Below are 20,880 nucleotides of genomic sequence, written 5' to 3'. Positions count from 1 at the left end.
CTCACGAATCCAGCAGGAACCCACATGAGCGACATTCTCGACCGAATCATCGCAGTCAAGCGCGACGAAGTCGCGGCGGCCATGCGCAGCACGCCGCTCGAGGCGCTGAAACTCGAAGCATCGGCGCGCGACCTGCGCGACTTCGTCGGCGCGCTGCGCGCGAAGCAGGCCGCCGGCCAGCCCGCGGTGATCGCCGAAGTGAAGAAGGCGAGCCCGTCGAAAGGCGTGCTGCGCGAGCATTTCGTGCCGGCCGACATCGCGCGCTCGTACGCGACGCACGGCGCTGCATGCCTGTCGGTGCTGACCGACGAACAGTTCTTCCAGGGCAGCGTGCGCTACCTCGAGGAAGCGCGCGCGGCCTGCACGCTGCCGGTGCTGCGCAAGGACTTCATCGTCGACGCGTACCAGATCCTCGAGGCGCGCGCGATGGGCGCCGACGCGATCCTGCTGATCGCGGCCGCGCTCGACACGCCGCTGATGCAGGAACTCGAAGCGTATGCGCACTCACTCGGCCTCGCGGTGCTGGTCGAGGTTCACGACCGCAACGAGATGGAACAGGCGCTCACGCTGAAGACGCCGCTCGTCGGCATCAACAACCGCAACCTGCGCACCTTCGAGACGACGATCCAGACCACGCTCGACATGCTCGACATGGTTCCAGCCGACCGCATGGTCGTGACCGAGTCGGGCATCCTGTCGCGCGCGGACGTCGACACGATGCGCGCGGCGAACGTGAACGCGTTCCTCGTCGGCGAAGCGTTCATGCGCGCGGACGAGCCGGGCGCGGCACTCGCGCGGATGTTCTTCTGATGGCGATCGAACGGGAGATCAAGCTCGCGCTGCCGGCCGGTCAGGCCGAGGCCGCGCGGCACTTTTTCGAAACGCTGACCGGCGAAGCCGGCCAGACCATCACGCTCGCGAACGTCTATTACGACACGCCCGAGCTCGCGCTCGCCCGGTCGAAGAGCGCGGTGCGCGTGCGCCGCACGCCGCACGGCTGGCTGCAGACGTTCAAGACGGTCGGCAGCGCCGAGGCCGGCCTGCATCGCCACCATGAATGGGAGCTGCCGGTCGCCGGCGACGCGCTCGAAATCGACGCGCTGGTCGCCGCCTGCGACGTGCCGGAAGCCGCGACCGCATTGCGTGACGCGGCGCCCACGCTGCACGCGCTGTTCCGCACGGATTTTTCGCGTACGCTGTGGCGCGTCGCAATCGGCGGCGCGACCGTCGAGGCGGCGGTGGACGTCGGCGAGATCGTCGTTCAGACGCAAAGCGATACGCGCCGCGAACCGATCAGCGAAATCGAACTCGAACTGATCGACGGCCCGGAAGCGGCGCTCGCGACGCTCGCCGCCGAATTGCAGCAGGCGCTGCCGGGCCTCGCCCCCGAAAACATCAGCAAGGCGCAGCGCGGCTACCGGCTGCGCGCGCAATAACCCGCATCACGCATGGCAACCCGCAAGACTCTCCGTACGCCGCAACAGGCGTCGCTGTTCGACGATCCCGCGCCGGAACCGGCGCAGCACGATGTTCCCGCCGCCGCACCCGCGCGTGCGCGCGCGGCCGGCAAGAAGGCCGCGGAAGCGGCTCCGGCGCGCGCCGCGCAGCCGCAGGCCGGCGCCGCCGACGTCCCGCACCTCGCCGCCCAATTCGACGCGCTGCCGGCCGTCTGGCGCGACGTGCTGAAGCCGTTCACCGACAGCGACGCGTACGCGCCGTTGTGTCGCTTCGTCGACGACGAGCGCGCCGCCGGCAAGACGGTCTACCCGACCGACGTGTTCCGCGCGCTGCGCCTGACGAGCCCGGACGACGTGAAGGTCGTGATCCTCGGCCAGGACCCGTACCACGGCGACGACCGCGGCACGCCGCAGGCCCATGGCCTCGCGTTCTCGGTGCCGCCGGCCGTGCGCACGCCGCCGTCGCTGCGCAACATCTTCAAGGAAATCGCGGCGAACTTCGGTCACGACACGCCGCGCCACGGCTGCCTCGACACGTGGGCGCGCCAGGGCGTGCTGCTGCTCAACACCGTGCTGACGGTCGAGCGCGGCGCCGCCGCGAGCCACGCGAAGCGCGGCTGGGAGCAATGCACGGACACGCTGATCCGCGAGCTGGCCGGCCGCCATCGCGGCCTCGTGTTCATGCTGTGGGGCGCGCATGCGCAGGCGAAGCGCGCGCTGTTCGATGCGAACGCCCATTGCGTGCTCGAGGCGCCGCATCCGTCGCCGCTGTCCGCGCACCGCGGTTTCCTCGGCTGCCGTCACTTCGCGCTCGCGAACGAGTATCTGGTCGAAGCGGGCCGCGAACCGATCGACTGGCGGCTTCCGGAGATCGCCGAAACGCTCGCCTGACGCACGTCGCCGGCTTGGCATTGGCGCCGGCCGCAACGCAAAAACGCCGCGCCCTGTCGGGACGCGGCGTTTTCGTTTGACGACGCAGCGCGGCACGGCCGCGCCTCTGCGCACCTCTGCGCATTACACGGCGGCGATCGCCTCGCGCGCACCTGCGAGCGCGGCGCTCTGCGCATCGGGCCCGAGGTTCAGGCCTTCGGCGTGGATGAAGCTCACGTCGGTCAGGCCGATGAAGCCGAGGAAGGTGCGCAGGAACGGCGTCTGGCTGTCGTTCGGCGTACCGAGGTACTTGCCGCCGCGCGCGGTGACCACGTGCACCTTCTTGCCCTTGATCAGGCCTTCCGGACCGTTCTCGGTATAGCGGAACGTGACGCCGGCACGGGCGATCCAGTCAAAATACGTCTTCAGTTGCGACGACACGCCGAAGTTGTACATCGGAGCGGCGATCACGACGATGTCGGCCGCCTGCAGTTCGGCGATCAGTGCATCGCTCTTCGCGACGATCGCATTCTGTTCCGCGCTGCGCTGGTCGGCCGGCGTGAAGAACGCGCCGAGCACCGTTTCGTCGAGGTGCGGCAGCGCGTCGGCCAGCAGGTCGCGCACGACGACCTGGGCGCCGGGGTTCGATTGTTGCAGCTTTGCCGTCAGTTCGCTGGCCAGCAGCGTGGACTGCGCACCTTGCGAGCGCGCCGCGGAATTGATTTGCAGAATGGTCGTCATGTCAGGCTCCAGTTGGATTGCGCTTGGTCAGCGCGAGTGACGCCATTGTGCGTGGCCACATCGTCGCGAAAAAGCGGGGCTCCGGCGACGGATTGTTGCATCAGCAGAACAATCGGCCGCCGGTTGGGCGCAGCCCGCCTGCGCTCAGCCGTTCAGCCAGGCTTCCCGGGCGTTGCGCGCGGCGGCCGGCTTCGCGGCCGCGGTCAGCCGGTAGCGCGTGACGTCCGGGCCGTCGAGCTTCAGCTTCACGGTCCGCAGCTCGTCGCGCCGGAACGCGTGGATCTCGACCTTGTCGCCCGGCCGGTAGCGCGCGAGCAGCGCGTCGAGGTTCGTGCCGGTGATGCGCAGGCCGTCGAGCGCGATCAGCGTGTCGCCGGCCGACAGCCCTGCGCGGTGCGCGCCGCCGCCTTCGTAGACGGCCGCCAGCGTGCAGTCCGCGCCGCCGCGCAGGCGCGCGCCGATGCTCGGCTTCGCGGCCGCGCCGTTCGCGACTTCCGGCACGAGCGTCACGCCGAACGGCGCGAACAGTTCGGCGAGCGGCAGGTCGCGCGTGCCGTGCACGGCGTCGGCGAACAGGCGGCCGAGCGCGACGCCGGTGGCTTCCTCGATCAGCGCGTCGACTTCGTCCTCGCCGACGCCCGCCTGCTTGCCGCGATAGAAGTCGCGCCCGTAGCGCTGCCACAGCAGGCGCATCACGTCGTCGAGCGACTTGCGGTTGCGCGTTTGCGCGCGAATCGCCAGATCGAACGCGAGCGCGACGAGCGAACCCTTCGTGTAGTAGCTGACGATCGCGTTGGTCGCGTTCTCGTCCTGCCGGTAATACTTGATCCACGCGTCGAACGAGCTGTCGGCGACGCTCTGCTTCAGGCGGCCCGTGCCGCGCAGCACGCCGCCGATGGTGCGGCCGAGCGCGGCGAAGTATTCGTCCTGCGACATCAGCCCGCTGCGCACCAGCATCAGGTCGTCGTAATACGACGTGAAGCCCTCGAACAGCCACAGCAGCGACGTGTAGTTCTCGCGCCCGAGGTCGTACGGCACGAACGCGGCCGGCTTGATGCGCTTCACGTTCCACGTGTGGAAGTATTCGTGGCTGCACAGGCCGAGGTAGGTACGATAGCCCTCGGTCGTTTCCGGCCGTCCCTTCACCGGCAGGTCGGTGCGGTTGCAGATCAGCGCGGTCGACGCACGGTGCTCGAGGCCGCCGTAGCCGTCGCTGACCGCGAGGGTCATGAACACGTAGCGGTCCATCGGCGCCTTCTTCGACTTCGGCTCGAACAGCGCGATCTGCGCTTCGCACACGCGCTTGAGGTCGGTACGCAGGCGCTCCATGTCGAGCTGCGTCACGCGCCCGGCGATCACGATGTCGTGCGGCACGCCGTGCGCTTCGAACGTCGCCAGCGCGAATTCGCCGATCGTGACCGGATGGTCGGCCAATTCGTCATAGTTCGCCGCGCGATAGGCGCCGAACCCGTACCGCCGCGTGCCGCGCGCCTCGGGCAGCGACGTGCCGACGCGCCACGTGCGGAACGCCGGGCCGGCCGGCTTCGCGATGTCGACCTCGCACGGTGCGTCCTCGCGGCCGGCGACGCTCAGAAACACCGCGGTGGCGTTGAAGAAGCCGCCCGCTTCGTCGAGATACGCGGAGCGCACCGACAGGTCCCACGCATAGACGTCGTAGCGCAGCGTCAGCGCGCCGCTCACCGGCGCGGCCTGCCACGTGTTCTTGTCGGTCTTGGCGATCCGCACCTTGCGGCCGGCGTCGTTGAACGCGGCGAGCGTGACGATGTTGCGTGCGAACTCGCGCACGAGATAGCTGCCCGGAATCCAGACCGGCAGCGCGAAGCGCTGGCCTGCGGGATCGGGGTCGGCGACCGTCACCGAGACTTCGAACAGGTGCGCGGCAAGATCTTTCGGGGCAATCGAATAGCGGATCGGCTGGGTCATCGTGGCAATCGGTCGGAGATCGAACGGGATAAGGCGGCGAAAACGACGAGAGGCGCCGGCGGGTGTCGCGGGCGCCCCTCGCTGGCCGGGCGTTGCGGCCCGGCGTGTCGGTCGGTTACTTGCTCGACGCGAGCGCCTGGTTCAACTGCTCGGCCGAAACGGCGCCCGGCAGGCGGCGACCGTCCGGCAGGAAGATCGTCGGCGTGCCGGTGACGTTCATCCCGTGGCCGAGCGCGAGGTTCTTGTCGAGCGCGGTGGTGTCGCAGGTGCCGGCGCCGGACGGCGCGCGATGGTCGATCATCCAGCTTTCCCACGTCTTCGCGCGATCGCTCGCGCACCAGATCGCCTTCGACTTCGCGGTCGAATCCGGCGACAGCACCGGGTACAGGAACGTGTAGACGGTCACGTTGTCGATCGACTGCAGCGTCGTCTCGAGCCGCTTGCAGTACGGGCAGTTGGGGTCGGAGAACACCGCGATCTTGCGTGCGCCGTTGCCCTTCACGACCTTGATCGCGTTCGCGAACGGCAGGCTCGCGAAATCGATCCGGTTCAGATCGGACAGGCGTGCGTCGGTCAGGTTCTTGTGCGTCTTGGTGTCGACGAGATCACCGAGCAGCACGTAGTCGCCCGCTGCGTCGCTATAGATGATCTGCGAGCCGAGGTTCACCTCGTAGAGGCCCGCGACCGGCGATTTCGACACGCTCTTGATCGGCGCGTCGCTGCCGAGACGCGCCTGCAGCGTGGCTTTCAGCTTGTCGGTGGTTTGGTCGGCCTGCGCGGTACAGCCAAGCGTCGCCATCGTGACGGCGAGCGCCAGCGAGGCGATGCGGATCGTTCTTTTCATCGGGTTGGTCCTTCAGCTCAATCGAAGTGCACGTCACAGTGTACGCCGTAACGGGCACCTGTCCGACAGGACCGCCATGCGAGGGTTCGATCAGCCGAGCGCGGCCGACACCAGCCAGCGCTTCACGAGCGGCTGCGCGCCGACGAACGCCATGCCCGCGTTGCGCACCGCCTTCGCGAGCGGGCCGGGCACCGAGAACAGCCGCTGCAGCCCGTCGGTCGCGACCATCAGCGCGCGGATGTCCTCGCGGCGCGCGCGCTCGTAGCGGCGCAGCAGCACCGTATCGCCGAGGTTGCGGAAGCTCTCCTTGCTCGCGATCGCATCGGCGAGCGACGCGACGTCGCGCAGCCCGAGGTTCATCCCCTGCCCCGCGAGCGGGTGGATCAGATGCGCGGCGTCGCCGACGAGCGCGACGCGCGGCGCGATCAGCTTGTCGACCGTCTGCAGCGCGAGCGGGAAACCGGCCGCCGGCGTCACGCATTCGAGCGTGCCGACCTGACCGTGCGACACGCGTTCGACTTCGGCGGCGAGCTGCGCGGGATCGAGCGCGAGCAGCTGATCGGCGTGCGCGGTCTGCGCGGACCACACGAGCGACACGTGGCCGTCGGGCAGCGGCAACAACGCGATGATCTCGCCTTCGTGGAACCACTGGTACGCGGTCTCGCGGTGCGGCAGCGACGCCTTGAAGTTCGCGACGACGCCCGTCTGCCGGTAATCGCGGCGCTCGACCTTGGCGCCCATTTGGGAGCGCACCCACGAATGGGCGCCGTCCGCGCCGACCACGAGGTCCGCCTCGACCACGTGCCCGGACGACAGCGTCAGGACGGCCGCATCGTCGCGCACGTCGAAGCCCTGTGCGCGCGCGTCGAACCACGTGAGATTCGGCTGGAACCGCAGCGCGGCGTCGAGCGACGTCTCGATCAGCGACGATTCGACGATCCATGCGAGCTGCGGCACCGACGCCTGGTACGCGGAGAAATGCAGCTCCGCGTGGGCATCGCCGTACACGCGCATGTCGTACACCGGCGCGAGCCGCCCGTGGTCGAGCGCCTGCCAGACCCGCAGCCGTTCGAGCAACGCCTGCGAACTGGAGGACAGCGCGTAGATGCGCGTATCGAACGCGAGATCGGCGGGGCGCGGGGTCGCCGGCTGGGCGAGCAACGCGGTCTTGTAGCCGGACTGGGTCAGCGCGAGCGCGGCCGTCTTGCCGACGAGCCCGCCGCCGACCACGGCGACGTCGAAGGTGTGGTGGGCAGTCATGGCGCGCATTATAGCCGCGGGGCCGAGCCCTTACGCGGCCGGACTTTGCGGGAAATCAGCAGAATCGCCCGTGGCTGCGCCAATGCGGCGGCCGGTCGCGTCGGGGCGTTCCGGCCAAGGCCGGAAACCGGGGCGTCGGCACGGTACAATAGCGCCTTTGAACGTCGGCCCGCCGCGCCTCGCGCGCCGGCCGTCCCTATTTTCCCGCGCCGCCGCGCTCCGTCCGGCCGCGCCGCCCCACCCGTCCGAAGGATTCCATGAGCCTCAAATGCGGCATCGTCGGCTTGCCCAACGTCGGCAAGTCCACACTGTTCAATGCGTTGACGAAGGCCGGCATCGCCGCCGAGAACTACCCGTTCTGCACGATCGAGCCGAACGTCGGCATCGTCGAAGTCCCCGACACGCGCCTGAAGGCGCTGGCCGAAATCGTGAAGCCCGAGCGCGTCCTGCCGGCCGTCGTCGAATTCGTCGACATCGCGGGCCTCGTCGCCGGCGCGAGCAAGGGCGAAGGCCTCGGCAACCAGTTCCTCGCGAACATCCGCGAAACCGACGCGATCACGCACGTCGTGCGCTGCTTCGAAGACGACAACGTGATCCACGTCGCCGGCAAGGTCAGCCCGATCGACGACATCGAAGTGATCAACACCGAGCTCGCGCTCGCCGATCTCGGCACCGTCGAGAAGGCGCTCACGCGCTACTCGAAGGCCGCGAAGTCGGGCAACGACAAGGAAGCGGTGAAGCTCGCGGCGGTGCTCGAGAAAGTGCGCGCGCAGCTCGACCAGGGCAAGGCCGTGCGCAGCCTCGACCTGTCGGACGACGAGCAGGCGCTGCTCAAGCCGTTCTGCCTGATCACGGCGAAGCCCGCGATGTACGTCGCGAACGTCAAGGACGACGGCTTCGACAACAACCCGCACCTCGAAGCGGTGCGCAAGTACGCGGAAAGCGAGAACTCGCCGGTGGTCGCCGTGTGCGCCGCGATCGAGGCGGAAATCGCCGATCTCGACGACGCCGACAAGGAAGCGTTCCTCGCGGACATGGGCATGGAAGAGCCGGGCCTCGACCGCGTGATCCGCGCGGGCTTCAAGCTGCTGGGCCTGCAGACCTACTTCACCGCGGGCGTGAAGGAAGTGCGCGCGTGGACGATCCATATCGGCGACACGGCGCCGCAGGCGGCCGGCGTGATCCACACCGACTTCGAGCGCGGCTTCATCCGCGCGCAGACGATCTCGTTCGACGACTTCGTCGCGTACAAGGGCGAACAGGGTGCGAAGGAAGCCGGCAAGATGCGCGCGGAAGGCAAGGAATACGTCGTGCACGACGGCGATGTGATGAACTTCCTGTTCAACGTCTGATACCTGACCGCCGATGCCGGGCGAGCGCCCCGGCATCGCGCCACGCGGATCCGTCGCGAAACGCAAATGGGCCGATCGGCAAGTGCCGATCGGCCCATTTTCATCACGCGGCCTGCCCGCGTGCCGGCGGCGGGCAGCGCGCCCGCCATCCGGTCGTCACGTCGTCAAGTCGCCGACACTCGCCCGCCGGCCACCGCGCGCGCGTCACGCGCACGCTTGTTCAGCCACGAAGCGAACAGCACCAGCAGCGCCAGCACGGCCGTCGCGCCCACTTCCATCCGGTGCGCCTCGCTCACGAACATCACGGTCAGCGTGCCGCAGATGAACAGGATCACCGCCCACGTGAGCCACGGGAACAGCCACATCCGCAGCGCCAGGTCCGCGCCGGTCGATTCGAGCGTCTTGCGCATCCGCAACTGCGAGATCGCGATCACGAGATACACGAGCAGCGCGATCGCGCCCGAGGTCGCGAGCAGGAAGCCGAACACCTGCTCCGGCATCAGATAGTTCGCGATCACCGTCAGGAAGCCGAACGCGGTCGACGCCAGCACGGCCGCGCGCGGCGTGCCGGTCGAATCGGTGCGGTGCAGGAACGCGGGCGCGTCCTTGCGCTTGGACAGCGAGAACAGCATCCGCGACGCCGTGTACAGCGCCGAATTCAGGCAGCTCGCGACCGACACCAGCACGATCACGTCGATGATTGCCTTCGCGTTCGGCACGCCGATCAGCTCCATCGCACGCTGATACGAGCCGTGCTTCGGCAGCAGCGGATCGTTCCACGGCACGATGGCGGCGACGACGAGAATCGAGCCGAGGTAGAACAGCGTGATACGCCAGATCACCGAGTTCGTCGCGCGGACGATCTGGCGCTGCGGGTTGTCCGATTCCGCGGCCGCGATCGTCACGATCTCGGTGCCGAGGAACGAGAACATCGTCGTCAGCATCGCAGCCAGCACCGCGCCCGCGCCGTTCGGCATGAAGCCCTGATGCGCGAACAGGTTCGACACGCCCGACACCGCCGGCGCCGGAACGATGCCGAGGATCGCGGCACCGCCGATGCACAGGAACACGACGATCGCGACCACCTTGATCAGCGCGAACCAGAATTCGAATTCGCCGTAGTTCTTGACCGAAAAGAGATTGGTGATCGTCAGCAGCAGCGTGATGCCGAGCGCGAAGATCCAGGTCGCGACGCCGGGGAACCACGCATTGAGAATGGTCGCGGCGGCCGTTGCCTCGATCGGAATCACCAGCACCCAGAACCACCAGTACAGCCAGCCGATCGAGAAGCCGGCCCAATGGCCGATCGCGCGATCGGCATAGGTCGAGAACGAACCGCTGTCCGGATGCGCGACGGCCATCTCGCCGAGCATGCGCATCACCAGCACGACCAGCACGCCCGCGATCGCATACGCGAGGATGGAAGCCGGGCCGGCCTCCGCGATGGCGTGGCCGGAGCCCACGAACAAGCCCGCGCCGATGACGCCGGCAATCGACATCATCGTCACGTGCCGCTGTTTCAGACCCGTGCCGAGGCCTGTGTTGCTTCCACTCATATGTCTCTCTCCAAAAAACGGTGCCGGTACGACCGGTTGTGGCATGAAGGCGGCGAGGGAGTTGTCGTTGTTGTATCCGCTGCCCGCCGCGCATGCGTCGCATGCGGACCAGGAGCCGGATCGGCCGGTCTGGTCGGTGCGCGACGCAGTCTGCGAAGCTGCGGGTGCGATGCGGCGCTCAGCGCGCCGGCGCATCGCGTGCGCCCGTTCCGTCGGCCGTCGGTCGGCCGCCTTCGAAGCGAAGGAGTGTAAGCATCAAACGGTTCTGAACTAAGAACCAATTGAAGAATTTCGATGGAACCACTGGTTGCATCGATGGTCGTCGATGCAACGCTTGGTGTCGGTTCGGCGGCCGGGCGAGCGGCGCGAGCGCGCTATCGGGCGCTCGCCATGGGGCCGTCACCCTATCGTGCGGCAGACGGGCGACGCGAGCGTTGCCGCGTGCCGGTTCGCGGCAGCGGCGACGGCCTTCGCGTAGCATCGCGGCGTCGGCGCGCGGTCCGCGGCAATGCTTCGCGCCCCGCCCGCTCGACCTGCGAGCCGCCATCGACCACCTCATCCGGAGAACCACCATGCCCGCCACGCTGCGCCGCGCTACCCGCATCGCGACCGTCGCGGCCGCGCTGTTCGTCGCGTGCATCGCGCTGCCGCCCGCCGCACACGCGTATCGCGCGTCGCCCGGTTACGGCAGCGAAGCGGATCTCGACCGGCACGACACGTACCGCAATCGCGACGGCGACACCGTGCATGCGCCCGCGCATTCGAGATCGGGCCGCGTGCCCGACGGCGCGAGCGCACGTTGCCGCGACGGCACGTACAGCTTCAGCCGCCATCGGCGCGGCACGTGTTCGGGGCACGGCGGCGTCGCCGCATGGTTGTGAAGGCGGGTCGGCCGAATGGCCGGCGCCGCGCCAGCGGCAGGCGGCGGCGAAGTACAATACGCGCTCGCGCCGCCGCCACGCGGCGCCACGGCCGCGCCGCGCGCCGCGCGCTCCGTACCGACTCATCCGACGCCACGCTCGCCCATGCGCCGCGCGGCAGTCTCAACCCTCTGACTTTCACACCCAAATGGCCCAATACGTTTTCACGATGAACCGGGTCGGCAAGATCGTGCCGCCCAAGCGCCAGATCCTGAAGGACATCTCGCTGTCGTTCTTTCCGGGCGCGAAGATCGGCGTGCTCGGCCTGAACGGCTCGGGCAAGTCGACGCTGATCCGCATCATGGCGGGCGTCGACAAGGACATCGAAGGCGAAGCGACGCCGATGCCGAACCTGAACATCGGCTATCTGCCGCAGGAACCGCAGCTCGACCCGACGAAGACGGTGCGCGAGGCGGTCGAGGACGGCCTCGGCGACCTGTTCCAGGCGAACAAGAAGCTCGAGGAAATCTACGCCGCGTATGCGGAACCCGACGCCGACTTCGACGCGCTCGCGGCCGAGCAGGCCAAATACGAAGCGATCCTCGCGTCGAGCGACGGCGGCAGCCCCGAGCAGCAGCTCGAAGTGGCCGCCGACGCGCTGCGTCTGCCGCCGTGGGACGCGAAGATCGAACACCTGTCGGGCGGCGAAAAGCGCCGCGTCGCGCTGTGCAAGCTGCTGCTCGAAAAGCCCGACATGCTGCTGCTCGACGAGCCGACCAACCACCTCGACGCCGAGTCGGTCGACTGGCTCGAGCAGTTCCTGGTGCGCTTCCCCGGCACCGTCGTCGCCGTCACGCACGATCGCTACTTCCTCGACAACGCGGCCGAGTGGATTCTCGAACTCGACCGCGGCCACGGCATTCCGTGGAAGGGCAACTACAGCAGCTGGCTCGACCAGAAGGAAGAGCGCCTGAAGCAGGAGGAAGCGTCGGAATCGGCGCGCCAAAAGGCGATCAAGAAGGAACTGGAGTGGGTGCGCCAGAACCCGAAGGGCCGTCAGGCGAAGTCGAAGGCGCGGATCGCGCGCTTCGAGGAACTGAACAGCCAGGAATACCAGAAGCGCAACGAAACGCAGGAAATCTTCATTCCGGTCGGCGATCGCCTCGGCAATGAAGTGATCGAGTTCAAGAACGTCAGCAAGTCGTTCGGCGATCGCCTGCTGATCGACAACCTGAGCCTGAAGATCCCGGCCGGCGCGATCGTCGGCATCATCGGCCCGAACGGCGCCGGCAAGTCGACGCTGTTCAAGATGCTGACCGGCAAGGAGCAGCCGGATTCCGGCGAAGTCGTGCTCGGGCCGACGGTGAAGCTCGCGTACGTCGACCAGAGCCGCGATGCGCTCGACGGCTCGAAGACGGTGTTCGAGGAAATCTCCGGCGGCGCCGACGTGCTGACGGTCGGCAAGTACGAAACGCCGTCGCGCGCGTACATCGGCCGCTTCAACTTCAAGGGCGGCGACCAGCAGAAGATCGTCGGCAACCTGTCGGGCGGCGAGCGCGGCCGCCTGCACCTCGCGAAGACGCTGATCTCCGGCGGTAACGTGCTGCTGCTCGACGAACCGTCGAACGACCTCGATGTCGAAACGCTGCGCGCGCTGGAAGACGCGCTGCTGGAGTTCGCGGGCTCGGTGCTGGTGATCTCGCACGATCGCTGGTTCCTCGACCGGATCGCGACGCACATCCTCGCCTTCGAAGGCGATTCGCAGGTCACGTTCTTCGACGGCAACTACCAGGAGTACGAAGCCGACAAGCGTGCGCGCCTCGGCGAGGAAGCGGCGAAGCCGAAGCGTCTGCGCTACAAGCCGATCAGCCGCTGATCGGCACGGGGCGGCGTCCGGCGCGGTGCGCGGCAACGCGGGGCCGCACGCCCGCGCCGCCGCTTCGGGATCGCCAAAACGAAAGCGGGCCACTGGCCCGCTTTTCTATTGGCTCAACGCCCGACGCTCGCCTACGTGAGCGCGCCCAGCTCGCGCAGGCGCGCCTCGGTCGCCGCCGCGCTCGTGTGATGGATGCCGTGCCAGCCGAGCGCGGTCGCGGCCGCCGCGTTGTTCGCGTTGTCGTCGATGAACACGAGTTCATGCGGCGCGACACCCGGCAGATGCGGTTCGATCCGCGCGTGCATTGCGCGGTAGATCGCCGGATCGGGCTTCACGAGCTTCACGTGGCCCGACACGACGATGTCCTTGAAGCGTCGCAGCACCGGGAAGTTGTCCCACGCATACGGAAACGTCTGCGCCGACCAATTGGTCAGCCCGAACAGCGGCATGCGCTGCGCATCGAGCCGCTCGACCAGCGCCGCGCCTTCTTCGAGCACGCCGCCGATCATCTCGTGCCAGCGTGCGTAGAACGCGCGAATCAGCGCCTCGTGTTCCGGAAACTTCGCGACGAGTTCGTCGGTTCCTTCGTCGATCGTCTGCCCGCCGTCCTGGCGGACCACCCAGTCCATCGCGCACACGTGCGTGAGGAACCAGCGGCGCTGCGCTTCGTCGGGAATCAGTTGCCGGTACAGATACTCGGGGCTCCAGTCGATCAGCACGCCGCCGAAATCGAATACCACTGCCTTGATCGTCATGCGAACTCCGTTGCGAGCACGTCCGCGAGCGGACGCGGCGTCACCGCGTTGCCCGACAGCGTGCTGTTTTCCCACACGAACTGATGGTGCGCGACGATCTGCGCGGCCGACAGATGCGTGCGCTCGTTGGTCGTATGCAGGTCCGACACGACGCTCGTCCGGTAGCCGAGCAGCGCCGCGCGGCGCGCGGCCGCATCGACGCAGAACTCGGTCGCATAGCCGCAGATCAGCACCGACCGGATGCCGTGCCCGTCGAGCTGCGCGGCGAGCGGCGTGTCGTGGAACGCATCGCTCATCTGCTTGCGGATGCGCCAGTCGGCGGGGCCGACGCTCAGCGCGTCGTGCAGTTCCCAGCCGGGTGTGCCGGGCACGATGTCGTCGTCCGCGTCGCCGTCGTGCTGCACGAAGCACACGGGCGCATTCGCCGCGCGCGCGGCCGCAGTCAGGCGGTTGATGCCCGCCACGACGTCGTCGAGCCGGTACGCGGGCCGCGCCCGCTGCAGCAGCCCGCGCTGCATGTCGATCACGATTACTGCGGTGTCTGCCATCGCGTGCCCTCGGTGATGGTCCGGCCGCCGTGCGGCCGGTATGCGGCGTCTGCTTTGCCGTGCGTTGGGCCGGGTCAGATCGGTTGCGTGCGCACGTCGAGCCAGGCCTTCGCATCGCCGCTCACGTGCCGGCCGACCCGCTCGCGCACGCTCGCGTGATACGCGTTCAGCCAGGCGCGCTCTTCTTCGTGCAGCATCTCGATCAGCACGCAGCGCGTGTCGATCGGGCACAGCGTGAGCGTCTCGAACGCGAGGAAGTCGCCGAATTCGGTCTGCCCGGCCGCGCGATTCACGACCAGGTTCTCGATCCGGATACCCCATTTGCCGGGCCGGTACACGCCCGGCTCGATCGACGTGATCATCCCCTCTTCCATCGCCGTGTGCGGCTCGGCCGGCGCGTAGTGCGAAATGACCTGCGGCCCTTCGTGCACGTTCAGGAAATAGCCGACGCCGTGACCGGTGCCGTGGCCGTAGTCGAGCCCGGCCGCCCACATCGGCGCGCGCGCGATCGCATCGAGCATCGGCGAGCGAATGCCGCGCGGGAAGCGCGCGCGCGACAGCGCCATCATCGACTTCAGCACGATCGTGAAATCGCGCCGCTGCAGATCGCCGACCGTGCCGACCGGCACGACGCGCGTGATGTCGGTCGTGCCGCCCGTGTACTGTCCGCCCGAGTCGATCAGCAGCAGGCCGTCGCCGGCGATCGTCGCATGCGACGCGGGCGTCGCGTGGTAATGCGGCATCGCGCCGTTCGCGTTGAAGCCGGCGATCGTCGCGAAGCTCGGCGACACGTAGCCGGGACGCCGGGCGCGCGCGGCCGTCAGCTGCTCCTCGATCGTCAGCTCGGTGATCGGCTCGCGGTTCACCGCCTGCTCGAACCACGCGAAGAATTCGGCGAGTGCGGCGCCGTCGTGCTCCATCGTCACGCGCACGTGCTCGATCTCGGCGGACGTCTTGCGCGACTTCGCGAACGTCGACGGGTTCACGGCCTCGATCAGCTTCACGCCGGCCGGCACGGCCTCGAGCGTGCCGAACGTGACGCGGCGCGGGTCAATCAGCAGGCTCGCGCCGTCGGGCAGCGCACCGAGCGCCGCGCGCGCGGCGTCGTACGCGCGGACCTCGACGCCGTCCTGCGCGAGCGATGCGGCCAGCGCCGGCGGCACCTTGCCGTCGGCGACGAACAACGTCGCGCGCTCGGCGCCGATCAGCGCGTGCGCGACGAACACCGGGTTGAAGTTGACGTCGGCGCCGCGCAGGTTGAACAGCCACGCGAGATCGTCGAGCGTCGACACGAAGTGCCACTGCGCGCCCTGCGCGTGCATCGCGCGGCGCACTTCGGCGAGCTTGCTGGCGCGCGTCGTGTCGGCCTGCGGCGCCGTGTGCTCGAACACCGCGGCGCCCGGCAAGCCAGGGCGCTCGGGCCAGATCGCGTCGAGCAGGTCGAGATCGGTGCGCAGCGCGATGCCGCGTACGTCGAGCGCGGCCGTCAGCGCGCGGGCGGCCGCGATGCCGAGCACCGCGCCGTCGACGCCGACCGTCGCGCCGGCCGGCACGTTCTGCGCGAGCCAGTCGACGTGCGGCGCGCTCTGCTGGCCGCTCGTCATCTTCATCAGCTGAACGCCCGTGCCGGCAAGCTCGGCCTCTGCCTGCACCCAGTAACGGCTGTCGACCCAAAGCCCGGCGAAATCGGCGGTCACGACCAGCGTGCCGACCGAGCCGGTGAACCCGGACAGCCAGCGGCGCGCCTGCCAGCGCTCGGGCAGGTACTCGGACAGGTGCGGATCGGCGGACGGCACCAGATAGGCGGCCAGGTCCTCGCGGACCATCGCACCGCGCAGCAGCGCGAGGCGGGCCGGCACCGACGAGACTTCGGGGAGACGGGCATTCATGATTTCACCTGAGAGCTTTCAGCGACGGGCCGACACGGCGACCGTCACGGCTACGGCGAGGAACGCGACACCGGTGCAGACCGGCCATTCGAGCGTTTCGCCATCGTAAAACAGTCCGGAGAGGTTACCGGCCATGCGCGCGGCGGCGGCGGCCACGATGCCGACCAGCACCGCGATCCACCATGCCGGCCGGCCTGCGCGCCGCAGCGGGTGCAGCCACCGGCCGAACAGCCCGACGGCCGCTCCGAGAACGATGATTCCAAACCAGTTCATTCGACGCCTTCTATAAATTCAGATTCGTCCCATAGGCGTGAACGTTGCCAGCGGCTAGCATCGACTCATCCATCCATCGAAACCCCCGACCAGCCGGGCGCCGCGAACATTCGAGTGTAGGGGCCGACCTGACGTTATGGCAAGCGCGCACCGGCAGCCGTATTGAAGAAATCCTCATGCGAATTGCCCTGATCGATCCGGAGGCGCGCCATGCTGCGCTCCTGAACCGCCTGCTGTTCGCCGGCGGTCACCTCTGCCACGCGTTCGAGTCGAGCGCGGACTTCTTCGAGTGGCTCGCCACCGACACCTGCGACATGCTGATCACCGGCAACTGGGCCGGCGATCACCCGGCCGAGGAAGTCATCCCGCGGGCGCAGTCGATCCTGCCCGGGCTGCCGGCCATCGCCGTGATGCAGCGCGCGCGGGAAAGCGAAGTGGTGTCGTGCCTGCACGCGGGCGCGGACGACTGCGTCGTGCGCCCCGTGAGCGGCCCCGAGTTGCTGGCGCGCGTCAACGCGTTGAGCCGGCGCGCGGGCGTGCGGCGGCCGCCGAATCGCGCCCGCGAAACGTTCGGCGAATACGCGTTCGACGTGATCCACAGCGTCGTGCGCTTCGGCGATTCGGTCGTCGCGCTCACGCCGAAGGAATTTCGCTTCGCCGAGTTGCTGTTCGCGAACCTGTCCCGGCCGGTGTCGCGCGCCCACATCCTCGAAACGGTGTGGGCGCGTCACCGCGACATGAAGTCGCGCACGCTCGACACCCACGCGTCACGGCTGCGCTGCAAGCTGCAGTTGCTTCCCGAACGCGGCTACCGGCTCCTGCCTCTGTACGGCTACGGCTATCAGCTCAACCGCGTGCCGGTCGAGGCCCCCGCCTGCGCGCCGCCCGGCTGACGTACCCGCCACGCGCTGAGTGAGGAAATCGCCGAGACGCTATAATATGGGGCTAAACGATAGCCCCTGATATGCAACTCCTCACGATCGGAATCAATCACCACACTGCGCCTGTCGCCTTGCGCGAACGCGTGGCGTTTCCGCTCGAGCAGATCAAACCGGCTCTCGTCACGTTCAAGAACGTGTTCCTCGGCCCCCAGGCGCCGAACACGCCCGAAGCGGCGATCCTCTCCACCTGCAACCGCACCGAGCTCTATTGCGCGACGCATGATCGCGCCGCGCGCGACGGGGCGATTCGCTGGCTGTCGGAGTACCACCGGATTCCGGTCGACGAACTCGCGCCGCACGTCTACGCGCTGCCGCAATCGGAAGCGGTCCGGCACGCATTCCGCGTCGCGTCCGGCCTCGATTCGATGGTGCTCGGCGAAACCCAGATTCTGGGCCAGATGAAGGACGCCGTGCGCACCGCGACCGAAGCCGGCGCGCTCGGCACCTATCTGAACCAGCTGTTCCAGCGCACGTTCGCGGTCGCGAAGGAAGTGCGCGGCACGACCGAGATCGGCACGCAGTCGGTGTCGATGGCCGCCGCGGCGGTGCGCCTCGCGCAACGCATCTTCGAAAAGGTGGCGGATCAGCGCGTGCTGTTCATCGGCGCGGGCGAGATGATCGAGCTATGCGCGACGCATTTCGCCGCGCAAGGCCCGCGCGAGCTCGTCGTCGCGAACCGCACCGCGGAACGCGGCCAACGGCTCGCCGAACGCTTCGGCGGCCGCGCGATGCCGCTGTCGGACCTGCCGACGCGCATGCACGAGTTCGACATCATCGTGTCGTGCACCGCGTCGACGCTGCCGATCATCGGCCTCGGTGCCGTCGAGCGCGCGGTGAAGGCACGCCGCCACCGGCCCATCTTCATGGTCGACCTCGCGGTGCCGCGCGACATCGAGCCCGAAGTCGGCAAGCTGAAGGACGTGTTCCTCTACACGGTCGACGATCTCGGCGCGATCGTGCGCGAAGGCAACGCGTCGCGCCAGGCCGCGGTCGCCCAGGCCGAGGCGATCATCGAGACGCGCGTGCAGAATTTCATGCAATGGCTCGACACGCGCAGTGTCGTGCCGGTGATTCGTCACATGCATACGCAGGCCGACGCACTGCGCCGCGCCGAAGTCGAGAAGGCACAAAAGCTGCTCGCACGCGGCGACGATCCGGCCGCCGTTCTCGAAGCGCTGTCGCAGGCGCTCACCAACAAGCTGATCCACGGCCCGACGAGCGCGCTGAACCGCGTGAGCGGCGCCGATCGCGATTCGCTGATCGACCTGATGCGCGGCTTCTACCAGCACGCGCCGCGCTCGAACGACCAGTCCGGCCACTAGCGACGGTCGGCGCGACGCCGCTGGCGGCGCGCCGGCCTATCCTTTTCGAATACCCTTGCCCGGGAGCGCCGCTCCACACCATGAAGACGAGCATGCAACGCAAGCTCGACCAGCTGTCTGTCCGGCTGGCCGAACTCAATGATCTGCTGAGCCGCGAAAACGTCACGGCCGATCTCGACCAGTACCGCAAGCTGACGCGCGAACACGCGGAGCTCGGGCCGGTCGTCGAGCAGTACGCGCTGTGGCGCCAGTCGCGCAACGACGAAGCGGCCGCGCAGGAATTGCTCGCGGACGCGTCGATGCGCGACTTCGCCGAAGAGGAGATTCGCAGCGCACGCGAGCGCATGACCCGCCTCGAAGGCGAATTGCAGAAGATGCTGCTGCCGAAGGACCCGAATGACGATCGCAACATCTTCCTCGAAATCCGCGCCGGCACCGGCGGCGACGAATCGGCGCTGTTCGCGGGCGACCTGCTGCGCATGTATCTGCGCTACGCGGAACGCCAGCGCTGGCAGGTCGAGATGATGTCGGAGAGCCCGTCGGACCTCGGCGGCTACAAGGAAGTGATCGTGCGGATCGCCGGCCAGGGCGCGTATTCGCGGCTGAAGTTCGAGTCGGGCGGCCATCGCGTGCAGCGCGTGCCGGCCACCGAGACGCAGGGGCGCATCCACACGTCCGCGTGCACGGTGGCGGTGATGCCGGAAGCCGACGAAATCGGCGAGGTCGAAATCAATCCGGCCGACCTGCGGATCGACACGTTCCGCGCGTCGGGCGCGGGCGGCCAGCACATCAACAAGACCGACTCGGCGGTGCGCGTCACGCACATTCCGACCGGGATCGTCGTCGAGTGCCAGGACGACCGTTCGCAGCACAAGAACAAGGATCGCGCGCTGAAGGTGCTCGCCGCGCGCATCAAGGACAAGCAGTATCACGAGCAGCACGCGAAGGAAGCCGCGACGCGCAAGAGCCTGATCGGCTCCGGCGACCGCTCGGAGCGGATCCGCACCTACAACTTCCCGCAGGGCCGGATGACCGACCACCGGATCAACCTGACGCTGTACCGGCTCGAGGCGCTGATGGACGGCGACCTCGACGAACTGATCAGCGCGCTCGTCAGCGAGCATCAGGCCGAACTGCTCGCGTCGCTCGGCGACGCCGACTGAGGCCGCGATGCCCGAGCTCACCGCCGACGATCTGTTGCGCGCGTCGCCGCTCGACGCGGTCGATGCACGCGTGCTGCTGTCGCACGCGCTCGGCTGGACCCGCACGCAGCTGATCACGCGCGGCGATGCGCCGCTCGAGCCGGCGGCGATCGCACGCTACCGCGCGCTCGAGGCACGCCGCGTGGCCGGTGAGCCGGTCGCGCAGCTCGTCGGGATGCGCGAGTTCTTCGGCCGGCCGTTCGACGTGACGCCCGACGTGCTGATCCCGCGCCCCGAAACCGAGCTGCTGGTCGAAGCCGCGCTCGACGCGATCGACGGCCGGCCGCATCCGGCCGTGCTCGATCTCGGCACCGGCAGCGGCGCGATCGCCGTGTCGATCGCGGCCGAGCGGCCCGACGCCCGCGTATGGGCGCTCGATCGCTCGCCGGCCGCGCTCGAAGTCGCGCAGCGCAACGCCGCCAAGCTGCTCGACGCGCGGCGCCCCGGCGGCCCGCTGCACTGGCTGCAGAGCGACTGGTACGCCGCGCTCGACCCGGCGCTCGCGTTCGATGCGATCGTCAGCAACCCGCCGTACATCGCGCAGCACGATCCGCACCTCGAGCAGGGCGATCTGCGCTTCGAGCCGCGCGGCGCGCTCACCGACGATGCCGACGGCCTGAGCGCGATCCGCACGATCGTCGCGGGCGCCGGCGCGCATCTGAAACCGGGCGGCACGCTGTGGATCGAGCACGGCTACGACCAGGCCGAAGCCGTGCGCGCGCTGCTCGCGTCGCACGGCTTCGTCGCGGTCGAATCGCTCGCCGATCTGGCCGCGATCGAGCGTACGACCGGCGGCCGCCTGCCCGGCTGACGCCCGGCCCGCGCGGATGAAATCCGCTATCATTTCGATCTAACGCCCCGCAAACGCAAGGTCAGTCATGGACACCCAACAACGTATCAAGCAAATCGTCGACGAAAACCAGGTCGTGCTCTTCATGAAGGGCAACGCGCAATTCCCGATGTGCGGCTTCTCGGGCCGCGCAGTGCAGGTGCTGAAGGCCTGCGGCGTCGATCAGTTCAAGACGGTCAACGTCCTCGAGGACGACGAAATCCGCCAGGGCATCAAGGAATTCTCGAACTGGCCCACCATCCCGCAGCTGTACGTGAAGGGCGAATTCATCGGCGGCTCGGACATCATGATGGAGATGTACCAGTCGGGCGAACTGCAGCAACTGTTCGCCGCCGCGTAA

At 68.4% G+C, this 20,880-nt stretch carries 20 protein-coding genes; 11 read left to right on the top strand and 9 right to left on the bottom strand.

What is annotated here, in order from left to right; genetic code table 11:
- Positions 1–24 precede the first annotated feature (24 nt).
- Genes trpC through C3Y15_RS16835 form a run of 3 tightly spaced genes read left to right on the top strand, consistent with a single transcriptional unit; the run spans position 25 to position 2,348 of the window.
- Positions 25–810 (top strand): indole-3-glycerol phosphate synthase TrpC, encoded by a 786-nt coding sequence (gene trpC, locus C3Y15_RS16845; RefSeq protein WP_011883151.1) that lies wholly within the window; start codon positions 25–27, stop codon positions 808–810.
- The gene (locus C3Y15_RS16840) at positions 810–1,436 is read left to right on the top strand and encodes a CYTH domain-containing protein (protein ID WP_069246130.1); all 627 of its coding nucleotides are present in this window, start codon (positions 810–812) and stop codon (positions 1,434–1,436) included. The genes trpC and C3Y15_RS16840 overlap by 1 nt, the downstream gene beginning before the upstream one ends.
- A gap of 12 nt (positions 1,437–1,448) precedes the next feature.
- The gene (locus tag C3Y15_RS16835) at positions 1,449–2,348 is read left to right on the top strand and encodes a uracil-DNA glycosylase (RefSeq protein WP_011883149.1); all 900 of its coding nucleotides are present in this window, start codon (positions 1,449–1,451) and stop codon (positions 2,346–2,348) included.
- A gap of 123 nt (positions 2,349–2,471) precedes the next feature.
- Here the strand turns inward: C3Y15_RS16835 and C3Y15_RS16830 are convergent, their stop codons facing one another.
- The 4 genes from C3Y15_RS16830 to C3Y15_RS16815 form a co-directional block, all read right to left on the bottom strand.
- The gene (locus C3Y15_RS16830; RefSeq protein ID WP_014722373.1) at positions 2,472–3,068 is read right to left on the bottom strand and encodes an NAD(P)H-dependent oxidoreductase; all 597 of its coding nucleotides are present in this window, start codon (positions 3,066–3,068) and stop codon (positions 2,472–2,474) included.
- 144 nt (positions 3,069–3,212) lie between these two features.
- On the bottom strand, positions 3,213–5,012 hold the full coding sequence (locus tag C3Y15_RS16825) for a PDZ domain-containing protein (RefSeq protein ID WP_011883147.1): 1,800 nt from the start codon (positions 5,010–5,012) through the stop codon (positions 3,213–3,215).
- A gap of 115 nt (positions 5,013–5,127) precedes the next feature.
- Complete coding sequence (locus tag C3Y15_RS16820; protein WP_034193974.1) at positions 5,128–5,856, bottom strand: DsbC family protein; 729 nt, start codon at positions 5,854–5,856, stop codon at positions 5,128–5,130.
- A gap of 90 nt (positions 5,857–5,946) precedes the next feature.
- A complete protein-coding gene (locus C3Y15_RS16815) occupies positions 5,947–7,125 on the bottom strand; it encodes a UbiH/UbiF family hydroxylase (protein ID WP_011883145.1) in 1,179 nt (392 codons plus the stop codon).
- A gap of 248 nt (positions 7,126–7,373) precedes the next feature.
- Here C3Y15_RS16815 and ychF point away from each other — a divergent pair, with 248 nt between their 5' ends.
- Positions 7,374–8,468 carry a redox-regulated ATPase YchF gene (ychF, locus tag C3Y15_RS16805; RefSeq protein ID WP_011883144.1) on the top strand — a complete coding sequence of 365 codons (1,095 nt, stop codon included), beginning with the start codon at positions 7,374–7,376 and terminating at the stop codon, positions 8,466–8,468.
- A gap of 164 nt (positions 8,469–8,632) precedes the next feature.
- Here ychF and gabP read toward each other — a convergent pair whose 3' ends face one another.
- Positions 8,633–10,024 (bottom strand): GABA permease, encoded by a 1,392-nt coding sequence (gene gabP, locus C3Y15_RS16800; RefSeq protein ID WP_011883143.1) that lies wholly within the window; start codon positions 10,022–10,024, stop codon positions 8,633–8,635.
- A gap of 572 nt (positions 10,025–10,596) precedes the next feature.
- Between gabP and C3Y15_RS16790 the strand changes: the two genes are divergently transcribed.
- Both C3Y15_RS16790 and ettA read left to right on the top strand, forming a co-directional pair.
- Complete coding sequence (locus C3Y15_RS16790; protein WP_011883142.1) at positions 10,597–10,905, top strand: DUF3761 domain-containing protein; 309 nt, start codon at positions 10,597–10,599, stop codon at positions 10,903–10,905.
- Positions 10,906–11,092: 187 nt separating this feature from the next.
- Positions 11,093–12,760 carry an energy-dependent translational throttle protein EttA gene (gene ettA, locus C3Y15_RS16785; protein ID WP_014722364.1) on the top strand — a complete coding sequence of 556 codons (1,668 nt, stop codon included), beginning with the start codon at positions 11,093–11,095 and terminating at the stop codon, positions 12,758–12,760.
- Between the two features lie 131 nt (positions 12,761–12,891).
- Here the strand turns inward: ettA and C3Y15_RS16780 are convergent, their stop codons facing one another.
- The 4 genes from C3Y15_RS16780 to C3Y15_RS16765 all read right to left on the bottom strand — a co-directional run bounded on the left by C3Y15_RS16780 (position 12,892) and on the right by C3Y15_RS16765 (position 16,225).
- Positions 12,892–13,515 carry an HAD-IA family hydrolase gene (locus C3Y15_RS16780; RefSeq protein WP_011883140.1) on the bottom strand — a complete coding sequence of 208 codons (624 nt, stop codon included), beginning with the start codon at positions 13,513–13,515 and terminating at the stop codon, positions 12,892–12,894.
- Complete coding sequence (locus tag C3Y15_RS16775; protein WP_014722362.1) at positions 13,512–14,063, bottom strand: isochorismatase family protein; 552 nt, start codon at positions 14,061–14,063, stop codon at positions 13,512–13,514. Before C3Y15_RS16775 ends, C3Y15_RS16780 begins: the two co-directional genes overlap by 4 nt.
- A 74-nt stretch (positions 14,064–14,137) precedes the next feature.
- Positions 14,138–15,952, bottom strand: coding sequence for an aminopeptidase P family protein (locus C3Y15_RS16770; RefSeq protein WP_069246129.1), 1,815 nt, complete (start codon positions 15,950–15,952; stop codon positions 14,138–14,140).
- 18 nt (positions 15,953–15,970) lie between these two features.
- Complete coding sequence (locus C3Y15_RS16765; protein ID WP_011883137.1) at positions 15,971–16,225, bottom strand: hypothetical protein; 255 nt, start codon at positions 16,223–16,225, stop codon at positions 15,971–15,973.
- Between the two features lie 176 nt (positions 16,226–16,401).
- On the opposite strand from C3Y15_RS16765, the gene C3Y15_RS16760 reads away from it, so the two are divergent.
- From C3Y15_RS16760 to grxD, 5 genes are all read left to right on the top strand, one after another.
- Complete coding sequence (locus tag C3Y15_RS16760; protein ID WP_011883136.1) at positions 16,402–17,118, top strand: response regulator transcription factor; 717 nt, start codon at positions 16,402–16,404, stop codon at positions 17,116–17,118.
- Positions 17,119–17,189: 71 nt separating this feature from the next.
- The gene (gene hemA / locus C3Y15_RS16755; RefSeq protein ID WP_011883135.1) at positions 17,190–18,488 is read left to right on the top strand and encodes a glutamyl-tRNA reductase; all 1,299 of its coding nucleotides are present in this window, start codon (positions 17,190–17,192) and stop codon (positions 18,486–18,488) included.
- Between the two features lie 80 nt (positions 18,489–18,568).
- Positions 18,569–19,651 carry a peptide chain release factor 1 gene (gene prfA, locus C3Y15_RS16750; protein ID WP_059463882.1) on the top strand — a complete coding sequence of 361 codons (1,083 nt, stop codon included), beginning with the start codon at positions 18,569–18,571 and terminating at the stop codon, positions 19,649–19,651.
- Between the two features lie 7 nt (positions 19,652–19,658).
- Positions 19,659–20,501: a peptide chain release factor N(5)-glutamine methyltransferase gene (gene prmC, locus C3Y15_RS16745; protein ID WP_011883133.1), complete on the top strand. Its 843-nt coding sequence runs from the start codon at positions 19,659–19,661 to the stop codon at positions 20,499–20,501.
- A gap of 67 nt (positions 20,502–20,568) precedes the next feature.
- Positions 20,569–20,880: a Grx4 family monothiol glutaredoxin gene (gene grxD, locus C3Y15_RS16740; RefSeq protein WP_011883132.1), complete on the top strand. Its 312-nt coding sequence runs from the start codon at positions 20,569–20,571 to the stop codon at positions 20,878–20,880.

It is taken from the genome of Burkholderia sp. B10 (assembly GCF_004368385.1).
In the GTDB taxonomy this organism is placed as follows: domain Bacteria; phylum Pseudomonadota; class Gammaproteobacteria; order Burkholderiales; family Burkholderiaceae; genus Burkholderia; species Burkholderia vietnamiensis.
This window is presented reverse-complemented; position numbering and strand designations above follow the sequence as displayed.